A 20,663-nucleotide genomic window follows, 5' to 3' on the forward strand; every position below is an offset into this window, starting at 1 on the left:
CTCCGAGAGCGCAGCATGCAAAGCCAAGGCACCCAATCCGGATCAAATCAGATCTCAAAGTCGTGAATCTCCGCGGGTATACCAAACAGCCAGACAACTTTTGCAGGAGTCGGAATTGATCAATCACTATTGACCTCCTGCGATTTGTTGTTGCAACTGTTGCAGAAAATTACTGATCTGCCCAGCCGATGGCGTACGGCGACCTGAAAGTTCAGGCAAGTTCAACGCACCTACAGCTCGATCAGTCGCCGCACTGTCTCCTTCAGAAACGGCTGCCAAAGCCTGTGAGGAATCCACTCGTTTGACGTCTACAGCTGCGGATGGTGCCGATTCCTGGTCTCCAGATCCTCCCTGGTCACCGTCAGAGGTGCCTTCTCCATCTGCGTCAGATTCTGCCTCTGCTTCTCCTTCTCCTTCTCCTTCTCCTTCTGCTTCTCCTTCGGCTTCTCCTTCTCCTTCTCCTTCGGCTCCACCCTCTCCCTCCCCTTCAGCATCTGCTTCTGTATCAGCCTCGGCGTCTGCTTCATCGGCGCTGTCGTCGGTTCCACTTTCCTCAGTTGATGTGTCCTCCGAGGAATCAGTGGCAGCTGAGTCATCCGATGGATCAGCTGAGTCTGTTGTCTCGCCCGAAGCTTCTCCACTTTCACCTGCAGCTGAGGTTTCGGATCCGGCTGCTGTATCGGCGCCAGAGGAGGCCTCTGAATTGGAAACATCAGGTGTAGAACTAGCAACTGTTGACTCTGACGTTGCACTAGCCACACCAACGGCGGAAGTCGCACTCGATGTTGTGCCAGAACCCTCAGAGCTCACTGCAGCGACCTGAAACGAGTCACCCAGAGAAAGATCCACTGACGTTCCCTCTGCAGAAAGACTGGGCGGAACAAGGGATGCTGCGACTGATTCAACTGTGTCACTCACATTCGACGAATCAGTCGAAGAACTTGTTTCGGTCGTTGCGGCCACCACTGAAACCACCTCCGACGTTGCGGCGGTGGAAACAGAAGCATTAGGCGACGGAGTTGCAGCTGACGTTGACGTTTCAGGAGCTGCAGCAACATCCACGGGGGAAGTGGAAGCCGTGGACACAGTCGCTGCTGTTTCAACCACAGCAATCGCAGCCGTAATGGTTTCGACACTGCTTTCGGCTACCAAATCAGAAATGACCGCATCAGGCGTTACTTCACGCGGCGGCTCAGGCGTTAGTCCACCCAACAGCTCAGGCGTTAGTTCACGCGGCGGCTCAGGCGTTAGTTCACCCAACAGCTCAGGCGTTAGTTCACCCAACAGCTCAGGCGTTAGTTCACCCAACAGCTCAGGCGTTAGTTCACCCATCGGCTCAGGCGTTAGTTCACCCAACAGCTCAGGCGTTAGTTCACCCATCGGCTCAGGCGTTAGTTCACCCAACAGCTCAGGCGTTAGTTCACCCAACGGCTCAGGCGTTAGTTCACGCGGCGGCTCAGGCGTTAGTTCACGCGGCGGCTCAGGCGTCGGCTCAGGCGTCGGCTCAGGCTCAGGCTCAGGCTCCGGCTCAGGTTCCGGTTCCGGTTCCGGTTCCGGTTCAGGCTCAGGCTCAGGCTCAGGCTCCGGCTCTGGCTCAGGCTCCGGCTCCGGCTCTGGAGTGACCTCACAAACATTCGACGTGGCGCCATCAGCACAATTGGCTGACGTCGGTCCGGAGCCCTGGACGGCCAGTTCCCCTTCGTTAACGACGGTTGAACCGGTGTAAGTGTTGTCACCCGTAAACGTGAGTACACCGGAGCCAACCTTTGTGAAACCACCTTCGCCAGACATCACCCCTGAAAATGTTGTGTCGAGCTCATTGCCAGCGGTTAGCTGAAAAGTATTTAGAACAATCGATCCACCACCGGCGATGGAACCTACACGATCACTTGATCCCAGCTCATAAACAGAGCCTTCGCCAATCAAAACGTCCGTCTCATCACTCAAACTTCCGCTCACAGACAGCAATCCGCCACTCACATTGCTCGCACCCGTGTACGTGTTCGCACCACTAAGCGTCAGCGTCCCGCTGCCGGTCTTCGTTAATCCACCTGTTCCCGAAATCACACCGCCAAATGTTGTATCCGTTCCCGATCCGCCAGCCGTCAGCTGATTTGCTCCCAAACTGATCGATCCACTCCCTGTAATCGATCCCACTTCTTCATCAGCACCAACCTCATAAGTTGCACCACTGGCAACAGATATGGCCGTCGCGCTACTTAAGCTACCACTGCTGGTTGTAGTCAACCTTCCACCGCTAATATTTGTGGCACCTGTGTATATATTTGCACCACTAAGCTTCAGCGTCCCGCTGCCGGTCTTCGTTAATCCACCTGTTCCCGAAATCACACCGCCAAATGTTGTATCCGTTCCCGATCCGCCAGCCGTCAGCTGATGTGCTCCCAAACTGATCGATCCACTCCCTGCAATCGATCCCACTTCTTCATCAGCACCAACCTCATAAGTCGCCCCTTCACTCACAGACACCGCGGTTCCATCACTCAAACTTCCGCTCACAGACAGCAATCCGCCACTCACATTGCTCGCACCCGTGTACGTGTTCGCACCACTAAGCTTCAGCGTCCCGCTGCCGGTCTTCGTTAATCCACCTGTTCCCGAAATCACACCGCCAAATGTTGTATCCGTTCCCGATCCGCCAGCCGTCAGCTGATTTGCTCCCAAACTGATCGATCCACTCCCTGCAATCGATCCCACTTCTTCATCAGCACCAACCTCATAAGTCGCCCCTTCACTCACAGACACCGCGGTTCCATCACTCAAACTTCCGCTCACAGACAGCAATCCGCCACTCACATTGCTCGCACCCGTGTACGTGTTCGCACCACTAAGCGTCAGCGTCCCGCTGCCGGTCTTCGTTAATCCACCTGTTCCCGAAATCACACCGCCAAATGTTGTATCCGTTCCCGATCCGCCAGCCGTCAGCTGATGTGCTCCCAAACTGATCGATCCACTCCCTGCAATCGATCCCACTTCTTCATCAGCACCAACCTCATAAGTCGCACCACTGGCAACAGATAGTGCCGTAGAGCTGCCAAGGCTTCCACTGCCACTTGTCTTCAACGTCCCGCCACTGATACTTGTAGATCCGGTGTAGGTGTGCACTTGATCAAAAGTCAGATCCCCTGCCCCAGACTTCACAAAAGATCCTTCTCCACTGATGATCTTCGAGTAAATGGCAGTGTCAGAGGCAGATACCAAATCAATTTCATAAGTTGCACCAGCAGCAACAGCTACAGCTGAAGACATGGCTGTGCCTACAGACTCCAACGTGCCTGCATTAACAGTGGTATCGCCTGTAAAACTTTTAACTCCAGTCAGGGAAAGCTTGCCAGTACCATTCTTCCTGAGTATGCCAGTGCCTGAAATTTGTCCAGAATATGTCGTGTTACTGGCCTGGAGAGCCTCTAGGCTGCTAGTCGTTGATATATTTCCTGAACCACTTAAGCCTCCACTTGAGTTTGCTCTAATATCAATAGTATTCGCGCTTAATTCTGCGTTGACTGCTACTCCACCATCTGAATGAAGATTCAGAGCATTGCCGCCTGTAATTGCTTGGTCGACAACAATCGAATCTCCCGAATTAAGAGTTAAGGTATTAGAGCTTGGACTCAAAGTGATAGACTGTTGAACTTTAATATCCCTAGACGCAGTCAACGAGACATTCGCGCTGCTTAAAGCCGATTCAATAGTTGAGGGTGTAATAACTGCATCTGTACTTGAACCAGTAGCGTTTACTGTAGATACATCCAATCCGCTGGTGTTTGTTCGAGAGAAATACACTCCGGTCCCATCATCCGTTTCGGTTCCGCCTGGAGGTGTATAACTCACTGTGATCTGATCGCGGCCACCGTTTTCCCCGAAATAAACTACTAAAGGGTAATACGAGTCTTGTGAAAGGCTAAATGTTGTCGTCGCCGATCTGTCTCGCGCACCATGAGTCCCACCATTGCTGACAAGTGCGTTAGATGTTGTGATGGTTGATTCGAATGAATCAACAGATTCTGTACTATCGGATCCTATCCAAAGGTATGAAGCGTCATCACTTCTTGTTTTGAACGTGAATTGACCACTGGCTGGAGCCTTAAAGTAACCGACAAACCGAACGCTATAGGTATTATCAAAGTTGGCCCCAGGCGTAATGGTATTAATACTTGTAAACGGTGAAGCAAATCGTGAATCAGATTCAGTGGCAGCCGTGTCGAAGAATGATAAATCATCGGCAAAATATCCATCGTATTTTGTTCCAGTAAGGCCCGACGAAAACTCATATATATCAATTATAATATCCCTTGGATCTAAGAGCCACAAACCATTAATCCCTTTCTCAGCTATAGCGTCAATCTGAATACCATAGACGTCGAGCATAAAGCCCGATGTCTCTATGCGACCGCCATCACCTTGATCCCTTCCGCCTCTTGCCCTAAGCTCACCTGAGATCAGGGTTTGCGATTCGGAGTCAATGATATTACTCCACACCACAATTTCACCGCCATCGCCAACATCGCCAGCAGATGCATCCAGCACTGCGCCAGCTTCAATAACAGCGCGTTTGGCCTGCCGCACTGTTTCATCACTGTTCTGCCAACTGCCTCCCACTTCAATCGTTCCACCGCCACTGGCTTGCTCCGCCTTCAAGTGCGTGCCTTCGCCAACAACAACCTCGTCTCCGGTCAACGTCAGCCGTGATGTACTGGCGTCCCCATCACCAACATGGATCGTGCTTTCACGAACCTCCACCACACCTCCAGGTGCATCGGCGAACAGTTCACGGTCCATGCGGATGTCAATCCCATCCATCTGAATCACAGGAACCGAGCCATCAGCTGCCAGGGCATCCAGTATTTCGATCCCACCGAACCCAAGCGAGCCAGGCAGCGGATCTCCCTTGAGCGCCGTTAGTTCAGAAGCCCGGGTCTTGAACACATCAAACGTTCCCTCACCGAAACGCAACGATCGCGAGGTGCTCAGATTCAGCTTGGGAACATTGACGAATCCTGCACCTGCGCCGAGATGAATACCGCCTGGTGACAGCCAGAACAGATTTGCCTTTGAGGAAAGCTCAATCGATTTGTTGATAAAGGAACCCAGCGGTGAGGTCACACCCACCACCAGATTGCGCTTGCCACCGGTATCAATCTCAACCCCCTTGATCTTGCCGCGCGTGTCGAAATCCTTGAATCGCAGAAATTTGTTGCGTCCCGCCTTATTGCCACCGCTGATTTTGCAGATCCCTTCGCTGCAGCTGCCGCCCTTCTTTCCGTTCACCTTGGTCGACAGACCCTTGCCACGACCAGCGCGAATCTCAGCCAGCGCCGATGTTTGATGCACGACGCCACTCATCCCCAGCAAGACACCGAGGGTGAAGCGAATCACCTTCTCAGGACCTGTATGTGCCATAGCTACTGCACTGCAACGGGGGTGGGCATGAGCAGCCCTATGGGGCGCTGAAAGGAAGGTCACGCAAATGCGCAACCCCCCACAGGCGCATTTTGGGGCGTCTGTACATTTTTCTCCTTAGATAGACTAGAGAGGAGTGTGGTTAACGGTCTGCTGATCAACGCAATGGCCGTCGGGTTTTTCGCGCTGGATCCCTGATGGATTCAGCGCGTTTTACTTTTTTCGGAAAAAATAGTCGATTGACTTATCGCCTTCATCGCCGTGTTGCTACTGGCCCAGCTGGTCGCCCCGCCCATCCAGCCGGGTCCCGTGCGCCTGCCCAATACCGCACCACAACAGCGGCCCGAAGATGATGGATCCCTTTTTGATGAGCCCGCTGAAGCCGCGCCGCAGCCGTCAACCGCTCCCGCAACATCGGATCGAGAGCAGTCCGGTGAGCAGGCGCTCGACTGGCGTCCCACCATCATTGGCAAGACACCCTATGACGACGCTCAACTCCAGGCGATCCTCAAGGACTGTGGCAAAGCCAGCACTAACGCCACACTCAACGCCTGTGCTGCAGCACTCACGGCTCAGTTGATCAAGGACGGTTACGTCAACAGTCGTGTCTACAGCCTGAAGACCCCAGAACCCGGCGCCCTGGAAGTGGTGCTCGGGACCATTGCGGAATTGCGCATCACCAGCGAGGACGAAGCCCTGCAGAAACAGGTGCAGCAACAGCTCACCCCCCTGATCGGCAGCGTGCTCCATATCCCCACACTGGAAGAGGAGCTGGTTCAGGTGCGGCGGCGCGGCGTCGGAGACATCAAGGGTGGGATGGGCCGCCTGGGAAGCGACCCCACCAAGGCCGTGGTGAACCTGGCTGTTTCACCTGCCGAACCAGAACCGTTGCGAGGTGACTTCTCACTCGGCAACAATGGAAATGTTGGAAGTGGTGAATGGCGTGGTGTTGCCACGCTTCTTCAGAAAGGTCTGATTGAACGAGGGGACACAGCTCTGCTGTTTCTGGAGTTGAACAGCGATGGTGATCTGGAGTTGGGCAGCAAGGTGGCCTCTCTTACCTACACCTACCCCCTCCGGGACAATTGGTCGATCACAGGGTCGTTTGGCGTCAGCTACAGCCGCTTTGTGGAATTCCAAAAGCCGGCTTACAACTTCAGTTTCCGTACCCTGCAAGGGCTGCTGCAATTGGAAACAACTCTGCAGGAGTCCGAAAACCTCACATGGACCGCTGCGACAGCATTCAGCACCAATCGCAGTGACAGCTTCAAATCAGGACGCAGTTTTCCCCTCGTCAGCGGCGGTGGGAACGATGGCTGGTCTCACAGTGGTTTTCTGAAACTCAGCACCAACGTTGGTGGATTTACCGGACCCCTGTTCTGGAATACCAATGCTTATTTCAGCCAGGGTATTGCCGGAGTGACCCTCGATGAACACCTGCACAACTTGGATGTTGCAGGAATAGAACCAGGCGAGGCCCGTGCTGTCGGAGCGCTGACTGACATCGGTTTGAGCCTGTCTCCATCGACCACCATGAATCTCAGATTCGCTGGTCAGCTTGCCTTCAATCGCCTTCCAGGAAGCATGAGTTTCGGCCTCGGTAGTGGTATTGGCCTGCGGGGACTTCCAGGAAGTCTGATCGCTGGGGATAGTGGTTATCTGGCCACAGGGGAAGTTGTTTGGACTCCGTGGCAGAAGGATCAACAACGGATTTCACTGATTCCCTACCTGGGTATCGGTGGTGTTCACACCAAATTTCCAGACAGGACCTTGGAAGACAGCATCGGTGTGGGTGGGCTGGTCGGCCGCTATCAAAACGGCCGATGGGAAGCGGAACTCGGCTGGGTCGACACGTTCAACTCAAACGACAATCCCGGGCTCTGGAACGACTGGATCCTGGGCCACGGGATGTACACCAAGGTCCGCTACAGCTTCTGAATCAACCCTCGACGCGCCAGCTCTGATCAGATGGGACCCAGTCATTGAGTTCGGTCGCACCAAACCAGAGACCAATTTCAAATTCAGCGGTTTCCGGCGCATCCGATCCATGGATCACATTTCGCCCGATGTTGACGGCAAGATCTCCACGGATGGTGCCTGGCTCAGCCTCGAGGGGTTTGGTCGCACCGATCAGCTTGCGGGCACTAGCGATCACCCCATCGCCTTCCCAAACCATCGCCACCACAGGGCCAGAGGTGATGAAGTCCACCAAGCCGGCAAAGAACGGTCGCTCTTTGTGAACTCCGTAGTGCTGCTCAGCCAGCTCGCGGGTGGGGGTTAGCTGCTTCAGACCCACGAGCTTGAAGCCCTTGTGCTCGAAGCGACCGAGAATTTCACCCACCAATCCACGCTGGACGCCGTCGGGCTTGATGGCGATGAAGGTACGTTCGGCGGCCATAAAAAACATCTGTGTGCCGCGCCATCGTCCGTGGCCGCCCCTCCGCTTGGCAAGCACAGATGCAGTGACTGCTCTTATCTTGCAGTGATTCACTCCTGAGCAGCGTTGTGCTGAGCGGAACCGAGCAGGCCTGGTCCGTTGCGCAAAGCGCTGACCTTTACGGGCTCGAACGCTGGGGAGATCCCTATTTTTCCATCAACGCCAAAGGCCATGTGGTGGTGCAGCCCCGCGGCGATCGGGGTGGATCGCTTGATCTGGTGGAGTTGCTCCAAGGACTGAAGGCGCGCGACCTCAGCACCCCAATCCTGATCCGTTTCGACGACATCCTCGAAGACCGGCTGGAACGGTTGCATGCGGCCTTCGACCGTGCCATCGCCCACTACGCCTACGACGCCAGCTACCAGGGAGTGTTTCCGATCAAATGCAACCAACAGCGGCATGTGGTGGAACATTTGGTGGACCGTGGCAACCGCTGGAATTTCGGGCTGGAGGCGGGGAGCAAGGCGGAGCTGTTGATCGCGCTTTCCCTCACCAAGAATCCTGATGCCCTGCTGATCTGCAACGGTTACAAGGACCGCCGCTACATCGAAACGGCGATCCTGGCCAGGCGGCTTGGACACCAACCCATGGTGGTGATCGAACAGGCCGATGAAGTGGAGCGCATCATCCAGGCCAGCGACGCCCTGGGTGCATCCCCATTCCTCGGAATCCGCGCCAAGTTATCCAGCCGCAGCACAGGGCGCTGGGGTAGCTCCGTCGGCGAGCGGGCCAAATTCGGCCTGGATCTCACCGAAATGCTGCAGACCGTGCACGCCCTGGAACGCGCCGGATTGCTCAAGGATCTGCGGCTGCTCCACTTCCACATCGGCAGCCAAATCAACGACATTGCCGTGCTCAAAGACGCTCTCCAGGAAGCCGGCCAGATCTATGTGGAGCTAACCCGGCTGGGGGCACCGATGGGACATCTCGACGTGGGCGGCGGGCTTGGCATTGATTACGACGGCAGCCACACGGCAACGGCAGCCTCGACCAACTACACGCTGCAGAACTACGCCAATGACGTGGTGGCCACAGTTCGGGAATGCTGTGAACCCCACAACGTTCCTGTTCCTGTCCTAGTGAGCGAAAGCGGTCGGGCCATCGCCAGCCACTTCTCCGTTCTCGTGTTCGACGTGATGGGTTGTGGTCGAACCCCCGACGACGAACCGCCCAGCCAAGACAACGAACCCTTGCCCGTGCGCAATCTGCGCGTCACGCTGACCCACATCCGCAGCGTGGAGAAGGAAACAGACCCCGAGTTGCGGCTGCTCCAGGAAGCGTGGAACGATGCGATCAAATTCAGGGATGACGCGCTGGCTGCCTTCCGGCTCGGGTACATCCGCCTGGAGGAACGGGCCATGGCTGAGCAGCTCACCTGGAGCTGCGCCCGCGCCATCAACGAACGTTTGCCAACCAACACCCCCATCCATGACGACCTGAAGGGACTACGGCGTGCCCTGGCCTGCACGTATTACGTGAACCTCTCCGTGTTCCGCTCAGCGCCTGACACATGGGCCATCGACCAGCTGTTCCCACTGATGCCGATTCATCGCCTGGATCAACAACCAACCGAACTGGGCGACTTTGCAGATCTCACCTGTGACTCCGATGGAAAGCTTGCGCGATTCATCCACTCAGGACAAAGCAAATCCCTGCTGGAACTCCACCCGCTTGTAGATGGTGAGCCCTATTGGATCGGCATGTTCCTCGGCGGTGCCTATCAGGAAGTGATGGGCAACCTGCACAACCTGTTCGGCAGCACCAGCGCCGTGCATGTGAGGCTCAACCCCAAAGGCAGTGGCTACCTGCTGGATCATGTGGTGAAGGGAGACACCAACGCTGACGTTCTCGAGGAAATGCAACACAACCCAGACCTGATGCTGGAGCGGCTGCGCCAGGCTTCAGAGGCTGCCATTCAACGGGGAACGTTGAAGATTGAGGACGCCAGGCTGTTAATGAGTCATCTTAAAGCCAGCCTGGATCAGACCACCTACCTGCAGGGATGAAACGCTTCCGGGAGTTGCTGCAACGCATCGGGCCATACACCGCAGCTGTGTTGGTGCTTGTACTGCTGCGCAGCACAGGACTATCCCAAACCATCGATCTGCTGGTCTATGACCTGATCACGACGCAGCGACCTGCACCCTCGGGCAGCGACACACCCATCACACTGATCGGTATTGAAGAAAGTGACATCCAGCGCTTTGGCTGGCCGATTGACGACGGACTGTTCTGCGAAGCCTTTGACAGGCTTAATGCAAGCGGTGTCGACGTCATCGGTTTTGACATCTACCGGGACAAAGGCGTCGGACCAGATCAACAGTGCCTGCGCGATCGCTTTCAAAACGAACCAACGCTGGTGTCGATCTTCAACGTTGCTTCTGGCATTGGACCAGTCCCTGGGACGCCGGCGGAACGGCAGTCGTACAACGATCTAAGCCTGGATGCCGACGGAATTCTTCGGCGTGATCTCGTCCATGTCACTGGACAAGATGAAGCCACGGTGTCCTTCGCTCTACGGGTGATGGAGATCGCGACCACTGACCGCAGTCTGCGACAGGCAATGGACGATGGCACTCACAAGGATGCATGGCTGAGCGCCAATGGAGGGGGGTATTACAACGAAGTGGATGCAGGCCTGGGGCTGCAACGGCTGCTTCGCTTTCGGGATCCCTGGAGCTATCCGCTTTATTCCCTTGCTCAGGTTCTGGACGGCGAGATACCAGAGGAGGCGATTCGCGACAAGATCGTTTTAATCGGCAGTACTGCTCCCTCTCTGAGAGACCTTTTCAACGTGCCTCACACCCGCTTCCGCAGAAGCGATGAGGTGTTTCAAGTGTCAGGTGTCGAGATCCATGCCAACCGTGTTGCAACACTGCTCGAACACCACGTCGGGAGCATCCAGATCGGCTGGATCATGCCTGGCTGGGGCAACCAGATGCTGCTGGTCCTTTGCATCGGCCTGGGCGTACTCCTCGGGGAAGCGGTGCCCAAACTTCGTCGCAGCGTCCTCCTGGTGCTGACACTTGGGGTCGGTCTCACCGGCGGTCTTGGCTGGCTTCTCTTGCAACAGCATGTCTGGGTGGGAATGGCGATGCCACTCACGGGCCTACTCAGCATGGGCGGGGCCGGCTGGCTGCGTCGAGGGGCCATGAGCCAGCAACATTCACAACAAATCAAGCAACTGCTTGGACAAACAACGTCCCCTGCCGTGGCGGAGCAGCTGTGGGATCAGCGTGATGAATTGCTCAGCAACGGACGCTTTGATGGGCGGCAGCTTCCAATCACCGTGCTGTTCACAGATACGGCCAACTTCACCAGCGTCTCTGAGGGGCTCAGTCCCCGCGAACTGATGGACTGGCTTAATCGAGGCATGGAAGTATGCGTTCCCGCCGTAACCCGACGCGGGGGCATGGTGAATAAGTTCACCGGTGACGGAATGCTTGCCGTGTTTGGTGTTCCAATCGAACAGGACGTCAGGGCTGAAGCCAAGGCCGCTATCGAGGCAGCGCAAGAAATCAAGGTCGGACTAGAGCAGTTGAATCAACAACTTCAAATCGATGGCGAGCCAGCCATGCGGATCAGAATGGGCATTCACTCCGGTGATGCGCTCGTGGGCTCAATGGGGAGCGCCGAACGCATTGAATATGCTGTCATCGGCGACACCGTGAATTGCGCCTCACGGTTGGAAAGTCTGGAAAAGACGCGCCACACAGGAGTTCTGCGGGTGTTGATGTCCAACAACACCCTAGAACTCCTAGATCCGGACTTTCGCAAGCAATTAGACCTGCATGGCTGGGGGCCGATGCACGTCAAGGGTCGAGACGAACCGCTTGATGTTTATGAACTCAAGATGGACAACGCACTGGAAGATTCTGAGGCCACTCAGCAGTGACGATATCTGCGAGTCCGAACTGACCCAGGGTTGCCTTTGCCGGGACGGTGGCACCACAGCTGTTTCTGAGCTTCGTCAGAGCGGCCTGAACAGGAGCATCACTGGCATCTGGCTCTGGAACCAGGAGGCTGACGGCAGGGGGTGATGCTGTTTCAACAAAAGCCAGAGGGTCATCACTCGCCGAACCGTCCGCCGAGGCGCAATCAAACTCTGATTCCCAAACGGTGGGGGCGCTGATGCTGGAACCACTGATCAAAATCAGTGCAGCTGGCGCGGCCGGGAGTGTCTGGGTGATCGACGCTCCACCAGATTCTGGTTTAAAGCTGATGTTGAGACTCACAGGGTTGGCGGTAGGCCCCTGAACCAACCCCAGCCCCGATGTCGCTCCAGGAGCAAACACACTGCTGTCGGGAACCAAATGAGCCAGGATCCGGGCACTGCATTCCCCTCTGGTACCACCACCGACCCTCCGGCCAGGGAAACTACTCCGCAGATTGGCCTGAGCCAGCGCTGTCATCGGCATGAAGCCATGCAAGGCGCTTAAACCTGCGCCCATTAGGAGGAAAGCCTTCATGGCGGTGGAATGCATGTCCATCAAGGGAACTCCAACCCAGCCTGACAACGAATAAGACTCCTGTCCAAACAAACCAGGTATGGGGAGGCCTTGAGAGGCCATTCAGGAGTTCATCAACCTGCTGAACGTCTGAGTCATGCGTTCGACCAGACCCAGCTCGAAGGTTTTCTTCTCCTCGAGCGTAAAAGTCTTCAAACCAGCTTCCCGTGTTGCCATGACCTTGGCAAATTCTGCCATCGCAGTCTGATTGTTGAGAAAGACGGCTTCAATCTGACTCTGACTGATTTCCTGGAGCAGCACATGACCAGTCGCTTGGATCCAAGCCGTACGAGGAGCATCAGTGAGCGCAGAGATTTCTCCAAAAATGGATCCAGACTTAAGCTGTGCAACTTCCATCATTGAAGTCTCATCAGACGGATCCGGGATGAGTACAGAGCAGATCCCTTCCATGATCACAAACATCGAGCCACCAATCTCTCCCTTGTTCACCACCATCTCACCAGGGCCAAAAGCCAATATGTTGTCATTACAGACAATGCCTTGAATCTCATCATCCGTTAAGGACGAAAAGAGCTCGATCTTTCTTAGTAAATTAAAACATTTTTCCTGCGCTTCGCTACTCCGCCGCTCACGCAATTGACGACGAGTTTGCTCGGTACGTAGATCGACAATCGAATGGGGCAGCGAATATCCATGACGCTCAATAGCATACCAAACACTTGAAAAAACCTGGGTTCGGATCCTATTACGAACAGCAAAGTCTGGCACAAAAAATTTCAGCGCATAATTAATTGAGTCGTTACCAATTGATCTGATCACAACTGAGCTTCGATCCTTGTTAACGATTTCAACATTCGAGTCCAACACACTCTTCAAAACTCGCATCGCCTGACCAGGTGGCATATTCAGAGGAACGCCCACTTCGACCTCCAACCGATACTCGGCACGCGAGGGGCGTGAATAATTAATCGTTTTACTATGATCAATGAGCGAGTTAGGAACAACAATATAGCGATCATCAGTGTCGTCATAAAGGTAAGTGCTATTCCAAGAAATATTATCGACACGGCCCATCTGGCCAGCAATTTCAACCCAATCACCAACCACATATTGACGCTCTACCTGAACAGCGAGAGCTGCTGAAATGTTGCTGATCTGCGTGGCAGAGCCTGGACCGACAATGAAGGCAAGACCACCCAGAACAGCCGCAGAACCCACCGTTGTCAGCAGACCCTGGCTGTTAAGCTCAGCCGCCACAACAACGAAAGCTGCTGCCACAAGTGCCAAATCCTTGAGGATCCGCGGCGGGGCCACCCCTCGAGAACTCAAACGGATGACCAAAGCCCAAATCACATCGAGGGCCAGCTCCACGAAGGCGACATAGAGGCCGGTTTTGGCAACGACAGCGATCCAGTCGACAATGTCTCCCTCGAGCCCAGCACCCTGCAGCCCATTACTCAGAAGAGCCGCCGCGAGTGATACGCGGAAAAACACCATGCTTGGGATGAGGCGACTCAATCGACTTGACCCCAACTGACGAATTCTCCCAAGCAGGAATGTCAGCAGAAAAGGGATAATTAGCAGCAAACTTCCCATCGCTCTTTATCGGTGACAGGTCAGAACGCAATCATTTGATGATCATCACGCAAAGCACCCACAACAACTTGCAACCCAAGTGAAGAGCCTGGTCAACGATGAGCCTGTAACCAAGTCGACATTTTCCGAAGTCGATCAGAAAATGACAGGCCATCTCTGCCAACCCTAGGACTGGAATGCCAGTCAAGATTGCGACAAAAAAGCCATGGGTTCCCGCATGAGCTGAGAGCCACCACCGCCAACTCAGAGTCACGTCCTTGCCAGGACATTTCTCAACCGCCATTTTGTCACCCTGCAGAGGGTAATCAGCGACAAAGTGACCAAGCAGTAAAAGGATGAGGAGGTCCAACGGTTGAACTGCTGTATTTAGAAAAAGAGTCATGGCTGCCATCCGTCATTACTCACCATCGTGACTGGTTGCTCGGTGAATTCAACCAGTGAGTCAAGCCTTGACCAAGACTGACCTGAGCTGATCACCCGCAGCGTCCAAGGCCGTCTGAAGACCAGCACCATCGCGACCACCGGCCTGGGCCAGGTTCGGGCGGCCGCCGCCGCCGCCGCCACAGAGCTTGGCAATGCCGCCGATGAACTTTCCGGCCTGGAGCTTGGCGGCGATCACCTGCTTGCCGAAGGCCGCCACCAGGATCACCTTGCCCAGGTCGCCGGGATCCGGCAGACCGCCGATCACCACGGCCGCACCATCCCCCAGCTGATCCGCAAGGCTCTGGGCTGCCCCCTGCAAACCGGCACCATCCACGCCGTCGAGGCGTCCCACCAGCAGCTGGAACTCACCCACGGCCTCGGCCTTGGCAGCCAGAGCTCCGGCCTTGGCCACCGCCAGCTCCGCCTGCGCCGCTGCCAGCGCCTTGCCGGTGGCCTTGAGCTCCTCCTGCAGGGACGTCACCCGGTCAACGATCTCGGCCGGCTGGGCCTTGAAGCGATCCCCCAGCTGTGTCACCACCGCATCGCGCTCGTTCAGATAAGCGAGAACGGCCGGGCCAGCGACAGCTTCAATCCGGCGGATGCCGGCAGCTACGCCACTTTCCGCCACGATTTTGAACAGGCCGATCTCGGCGGTGTTCCCCACATGGGTGCCGCCGCAGAGCTCCATCGTGACACCGGGCACGTCGACCACACGCACGACATCGGCGTATTTCTCGCCGAACATCGCCACGGCACCAGCCGCCTTGGCCTGATCTATCGCCATCTCCTGCACCTCGAGGCTGTGGGCCTCAGCGATCCAGCCGTTGATCAACGTTTCGATCTGCGCCAATTGCTCAGCGGTGACCGCCGTCGGGCAATGGAAGTCGAAGCGCAGCCGGTCGAAGTCCACAAGGGAGCCCGCCTGGCCGATCCCCGGATCCACCACCTGCTTGAGCGCAGCCTGCAATAGGTGGGTGGCGGTGTGATTGGCCTGGGCCCGACGCCGGCAGCTCCGATCCACCTGGGCCTTGACGGTGTCCCCCACAGACAGATGACCGCGTTCCATCCGTCCGGAGTGCACGAACACATCGCGACTGCGACTCACGGAGTCGATGGCAACGATCGCGTCGACACCACTGAGCGATCCGCGATCGCCGACCTGACCACCGCCTTCGCCATAGAAGGGTGTGCTGTCGAGCACCACTTGCACGACATCTCCGGCCGACGCCGTTGAGGCCGGCGCCCCATTCACTACCAACGCCTGCACCGTGCTGGGCTGATCCAGGGCGTCGTAACCCTTGAACGCCGTAGCGGGCTGCTCAGCAGCCACCTGCTCGATCGCATCCTGCAGGGTGAGGTCAATGCTCACAGCCGCGGCCTTGGCCCGCTGACGCTGTTCCTCCATCGCCTCCTCAAAGCCCTCAAGGTCCACCGTGAGGCCCTGCTCTTCTGCGATTTCCTGGGTGAGCTCCAGGGGGAAGCCGTAGGTGTCGTAGAGCTCGAAGACCTGAGCGCCGGAGATCTGCTTTGGCTTGCTGGCCAGCACTTCCGCCAGCAGCTTCTCGCCCCGCTCGAGCGTCTCGAGGAAACGCGCCTCCTCCCGTTGAAGTTCGGCCAGGATCACCTTCTGGCGTTCGATCACGCTCGGGTGAGCCCCCTTCAGCAGGGCAATCGCCGCTTCCCCCATAGTCACCAGGAAGGGCTTGTCGATGCCCAGGAGGCGGCCATGGCGCACCACCCGGCGCAGCAGCCGCCGCAGGATGTAGCCGCGGCCCAGGTTGCTGGCGGTGACGCCATCGCAGATCAATTGGGTGACCGCACGGCTGTGGTCACCGATCACTTTCAACGACGTTTTGCCCTTGTCGTCGAGCTGCGCGTAGTCGACACCCGCCAGATCCGCCGCCGCCTGAATCAGCGGAAAGATCAAATCGGTTTCGTAGTTGTTGGGAACCTTCTGCAGGATCTGTGCCATCCGCTCGAGGCCCATGCCGGTGTCGATGTTGCGGTTGGCCAGCGGCGTGAGGTTGCCCTCGGCGTCGCGGTCGTACTGCATGAACACCAGGTTGTAGTACTCGATGAAACGGTTGTCGTCCTCGAGATCGATGCCGTCATCGCCGAGCTCCGGCTTGAAGTCGTAGTAGATCTCCGAGCAAGGGCCACAGGGGCCAGTGGGGCCAGAGGCCCAGAAGTTGTCGGCTTCATCCATGCGGATGATCCGCTTGGGGTTCACCCCCACCACATCCCGCCAGATCTGTTCGGCTTCGTCGTCCTCCTGGAAGACGCTCACCACCAGATTCTTGGGATCAATGCCGTACACCTGGGTGCTGAGTTCCCAGGCCCATTCGATCGCCTGCTGTTTGAAGTAGTCCCCAAAAGAGAAGTTGCCGAGCATCTCAAAAAACGTGTGATGCCGCGCTGTGCGGCCCACGTTCTCGATGTCGTTGGTGCGGATGCACTTCTGCGAACTGGTGGCCCTGGGAGCCGGCCGCTGCTGCTGCCCGAGAAACACCGGCTTGAAGGGCAGCATGCCGGCGATGGTGAGCAACACCGTCGGGTCCTCTGGAATCAACGACTCACTGGGCACGCGTTTGTGGCCGCGCTCGGCATAGAAGTTCAGGAAAGCCTCACGGATCTCCTCTCCGCTGCGGGGCTCAGACGCTGCAGAAGACGACGATGCGGCGGCGGCCATGGGAGGAAATGGGGATCCAGCGGTCATGATCGCCCGAGAGCCGCCGGCACCCTTGCCTGCCCAGCCAGATGACGCCGACGTACGCGCCCGACTGCGGCTGCAGTCGATTGGATGGGCCCTGCTCGCCGGTCTCGGCGCTGCCCTGCTTGGTCTGATCTGGGGCCTGGAGGACGCCGTCCGTTCCGGGGGTTGTGGTCTGTTCTATGGACTGCTGGCCTTCCACCTGCAACGCGTCGATCCCGATGACAGTCACCTGCAGGCAGGCCTGGTGGGGGCGATCTGCGGTGTGCGGAGCCTTGGCCTACCCCTGGCCCTTAACAACTTGCAGGCAGACGCTCTGGCATCATTGGTACTGGAGCTTCTCCAGGCTTGGCTGCCGTTGATCGGCAGTGCTGTCCTGCTCCACGGCACCCACCGCTTCCTGCCCGCGTCGCGGCTATGAGCCTGCTGCACGCCACCTGGCTTCCCGCCATCCGTACCTCTGGCAGTTCCGGCCAACCGGCACTGCTCATTTGGGCTGACACCTGGCGGGTGGCGACGCCAGAGGGCCCCGGGCTAACTCCGGCGCTGCACCCGTTCACCCTGGAGCCCGACGACCTCAAGGCCTGGCTGCAGGAACGCGACCTGTTGCCGGGCGGCAGCATCGATGCCACCGCCTGCCTCACCCTGCCCAGTCGCACGGTGAAACCCCGCAAAAGCCGCAGCAAAACGGCCGAACCAGCGCCCGAAGAGCCCGCCTGGACCGGTCTGCCCATGCAGGCCGGGGAGCCGATTCCCAAACAAACCGAGTGGTGGCCGTGGCAAGTCCAGGGTCTTGCTGTGGAGCCCTCAGCCGCCACGGAGTGGCTCTCACGCCTTCCCCTGTCAGGACGGAATCCAGACCTGGCCGATGAGTTGCGCTGGTGGAGCCATCTGCAGCGCTGGGCCCTCAGCCTTGTGGCCCGGGGGCGCTGGATTCCCCAGATGGAACTGAGCAAAGGCGAGGGATATCCCCACCGGGCTCGTTGGGTGCCGCTGCTTAACCGCGAAGAGGACCGGCGACGCCTGGAGGATCTGGCCGCCAGCCTGCCGCTGGTGGCCACCTGCGCCCTGCCCTGGCGGGAACCGATGGGTCGGCGCAGCAACCGCATGACACGGCTGCGTCCTGAGGCCATGCGTGCCGCCAACCCGGTGGCCTGCTGCCGGCCCCGCAGTGGCCGCCTGCGGGTGGCCACGCTGCTGGAGGATCTGGTCGACGCACAGCTGCGCAAGGACTTTGAACCGTCCACCGACGGCCTCGATCCCCTGTTAACCCTGTGGCAGGACGCCCTGGGCTCCGAAACAGGGGTGATCGAGATCGGTGATGAACAGGCCGAACGGCTGGCCAGCGCCAGCTTTCATTGGCGTGAGGGCATCGCTGGAGATTTCGCCGCTGCACGCACCTGCCTCGAACTGCAGACCCCGGCGGAAGGGGAAGAGCTCTGGGAGCTTCGCTTTGGGCTACAGGCGGAGTCGGATCCCAGTCTCAAGCTGCCCGCCGCTGCGGCCTGGGCCTCCGGGGCCGACAAACTCCAGCTGGGAGAAGTGACGGTGGAGCAGCCCGGTGAAGTGCTGCTGGAAGGTCTGGGACGCGCCCTCACCGTGTTCCCTCCGATCGAACGCGGCCTGGAGACCGCCACGCCGGACACGATGCAGCTGACCCCCGCCGAAGCCTTCGTGCTGGTGCGGACCGCGGCGCGACAGCTGCGGGATGCTGGCGTCGGCGTCGACCTGCCCCCCAGCCTGTCGGGGGGCCTGGCCAGCCGGCTGGGTCTGGCGATCAAGGCGGAGCTGCCGGAACGCTCCAGCGGCTTCAGCCTTGGCGAATCCCTCGACTGGAACTGGGATCTGATGATCGGCGGGGTGACGCTCACTCTGCGGGAACTTGAGCGGTTAAGCGGCAAACGCAGCCCCCTCGTGCGCCACAAGGGGGCCTGGATCGAATTGCGACCGAACGATCTGAGAAACGCTGAACGCTTCTGCGGTGCCAACCAGGAGCTCAGCCTGGACGATGCACTGCGGATCACCGCCACCGAAGGCGATCTGCTGATGCGTCTGCCGGTGCATCGCTTCGACGCTGGCCCCAGGCTGCAGGCGGTGCTGGAGCAGTACCACCAGCAGAAGGCCCCGGATCCATTGCCGGCGCCGGAGGGGTTCTGCGGCCAGCTGCGGCCTTACCAGGAACGTGGTCTGGGCTGGCTGGCCTTCCTCAACCGCTTCGACCAAGGAGCCTGCCTGGCGGACGACATGGGTCTGGGCAAGACCATCCAGCTGCTGGCCTTCTTGCAGCATCTGAAGGCAGAGCAGGAACTGAAGTGCCCGGTGCTGCTGGTGGCACCCACATCGGTGCTCACCAACTGGCGGCGGGAGGCGGAGGCCTTCACCCCCGAACTGGCGGTGCGCGAGCACTACGGACCGCGGCGTCCCTCCACTCCGGCTGCGCTGAGGAAGGCGTTAAAGGATGTCGACCTGGTGCTCACCAGCTACGGCCTGCTGCAACGGGACAGTGAACTGCTGGAGTCCCAGGATTGGCAGGGGGTTGTGATCGATGAAGCCCAGGCGATCAAAAACCCCAGTGCCAAGCAAAGCCAGGCCGCCCGGGATTTGGCCAGACCAGCCAAAGGCAACCGCTTCCGCATCGCCCTCACCGGCACACCAGTGGAGAACAGAGTCAGCGAGCTCTGGGCCTTGATGGATTTCCTCAACCCCAAGGTGCTGGGGGAAGAGGACTTCTTCCGTCAGCGCTACCGGATGCCAATCGAGCGCTATGGCGACATGGCGTCCCTGCGGGACTTGAAGGCACGGGTCGGCCCCTTCATCCTGCGCCGGCTGAAAACCGACAAGACGATCATTTCCGATCTGCCCGAGAAGGTGGAACTCAGCGAATGGGTGGGGTTGAGCAAGGAGCAGAAATCGCTGTACAGCAAAACCGTGGAAGACACCCTGGATGCCATTGCCCGGGCTCCCCGTGGACAGCGCCATGGTCAGGTGCTGGGACTGCTCACCCGCCTGAAGCAGATCTGCAACCACCCGGCACTGGCATTGAGCGAAAACGCTGTTGACGAAAGTTTTCTGGGGCGCTCCGCCAAGTTGCAACGCCTTGAGGAAATCCTCGATGAGGTGATCGAAGCAGGGGATCGGGCGCTGCTGTTCACTCAGTTCGCCGAGTGGGGCCATCTTCTGCAGTCCTGGATGCAACAGCGTTGGAAGGCGGATGTGCCCTTCCTGCATGGAGGAACACGCAAAAGCGAACGGCAGGCCATGGTGGATCGTTTCCAGGAGGACCCCCGCGGCCCGCAGATGTTCCTGCTGTCGCTCAAAGCCGGCGGGGTGGGTCTGAACCTGACCAGAGCCAGCCATGTGTTCCATGTTGATCGCTGGTGGAACCCTGCGGTGGAGAACCAGGCCACCGACCGGGCTTATCGGATCGGCCAGACCAACCGGGTGATGGTGCACAAATTCATCACCAGCGGATCGGTCGAAGAAAAAATCGACCGGATGATCCGCGAGAAGTCGCGCCTGGCGGAGGATGTGATCGGCTCCGGTGAAGACTGGCTGGGGAGTTTGGCCGGTGATCAGCTGCGCAATCTCGTCGCCCTGGAGGACACCTGAC

10 protein-coding genes are annotated in these 20,663 nt (G+C 58.0%); 5 read left to right on the top strand and 5 right to left on the bottom strand.

Going from position 1 to position 20,663, the window contains the following annotated elements:
- Positions 1-126: 126 nt before the first annotated feature.
- Positions 127-5,394, bottom strand: coding sequence for an autotransporter-associated beta strand repeat-containing protein (locus tag SynA1524_RS11950; protein WP_186498248.1), 5,268 nt, complete (start codon positions 5,392-5,394; stop codon positions 127-129).
- 285 nt (positions 5,395-5,679) lie between these two features.
- Here SynA1524_RS11950 and SynA1524_RS11955 point away from each other — a divergent pair, with 285 nt between their 5' ends.
- Positions 5,680-7,356, top strand: coding sequence for a ShlB/FhaC/HecB family hemolysin secretion/activation protein (locus SynA1524_RS11955; protein ID WP_222930488.1), 1,677 nt, complete (start codon positions 5,680-5,682; stop codon positions 7,354-7,356).
- Between the two features lies 1 nt (position 7,357).
- On the opposite strand, the gene ndk is transcribed toward SynA1524_RS11955, so the two are convergent.
- A complete protein-coding gene (ndk, locus tag SynA1524_RS11960; protein WP_186498252.1) occupies positions 7,358-7,816 on the bottom strand; it encodes a nucleoside-diphosphate kinase in 459 nt (152 codons plus the stop codon).
- 107 nt (positions 7,817-7,923) lie between these two features.
- Between ndk and speA the strand changes: the two genes are divergently transcribed.
- Together speA and SynA1524_RS11970 are read left to right on the top strand one after the other, a co-directional pair.
- Positions 7,924-9,861 (top strand): biosynthetic arginine decarboxylase, encoded by a 1,938-nt coding sequence (gene speA, locus SynA1524_RS11965; RefSeq protein ID WP_186498258.1) that lies wholly within the window; start codon positions 7,924-7,926, stop codon positions 9,859-9,861.
- Complete coding sequence (locus SynA1524_RS11970; protein WP_186498259.1) at positions 9,858-11,750, top strand: CHASE2 domain-containing protein; 1,893 nt, start codon at positions 9,858-9,860, stop codon at positions 11,748-11,750. Before speA ends, SynA1524_RS11970 begins: the two co-directional genes overlap by 4 nt.
- 676 nt (positions 11,751-12,426) lie before the next feature.
- Here the strand turns inward: SynA1524_RS11970 and SynA1524_RS11975 are convergent.
- The 3 genes from SynA1524_RS11975 to alaS form a co-directional block, all read right to left on the bottom strand.
- Complete coding sequence (locus SynA1524_RS11975; RefSeq protein ID WP_222930489.1) at positions 12,427-13,842, bottom strand: mechanosensitive ion channel family protein; 1,416 nt, start codon at positions 13,840-13,842, stop codon at positions 12,427-12,429.
- A 109-nt stretch (positions 13,843-13,951) separates the two neighbouring features.
- Entirely contained in the window at positions 13,952-14,311 is a 360-nt protein-coding gene (locus SynA1524_RS11980) for a DUF3307 domain-containing protein (protein ID WP_353616560.1), read from the bottom strand.
- 51 nt (positions 14,312-14,362) lie between these two features.
- Positions 14,363-17,032 carry an alanine--tRNA ligase gene (gene alaS, locus SynA1524_RS11985; RefSeq protein WP_186499642.1) on the bottom strand — a complete coding sequence of 890 codons (2,670 nt, stop codon included), beginning with the start codon at positions 17,030-17,032 and terminating at the stop codon, positions 14,363-14,365.
- Positions 17,033-17,057: 25 nt separating this feature from the next.
- Here alaS and SynA1524_RS11990 point away from each other — a divergent pair, with 25 nt between their 5' ends.
- Together SynA1524_RS11990 and SynA1524_RS11995 are read left to right on the top strand one after the other, a co-directional pair.
- Complete coding sequence (locus SynA1524_RS11990; RefSeq protein ID WP_186498261.1) at positions 17,058-17,474, top strand: hypothetical protein; 417 nt, start codon at positions 17,058-17,060, stop codon at positions 17,472-17,474.
- A complete protein-coding gene (locus SynA1524_RS11995) occupies positions 17,471-20,662 on the top strand; it encodes a DEAD/DEAH box helicase (RefSeq protein WP_186498262.1) in 3,192 nt (1,063 codons plus the stop codon). Before SynA1524_RS11990 ends, SynA1524_RS11995 begins: the two co-directional genes overlap by 4 nt.
- Position 20,663 lies beyond the last annotated feature (1 nt).

This window comes from Synechococcus sp. A15-24 (assembly GCF_014280195.1).
Taxonomy (GTDB): domain Bacteria; phylum Cyanobacteriota; class Cyanobacteriia; order PCC-6307; family Cyanobiaceae; genus Parasynechococcus.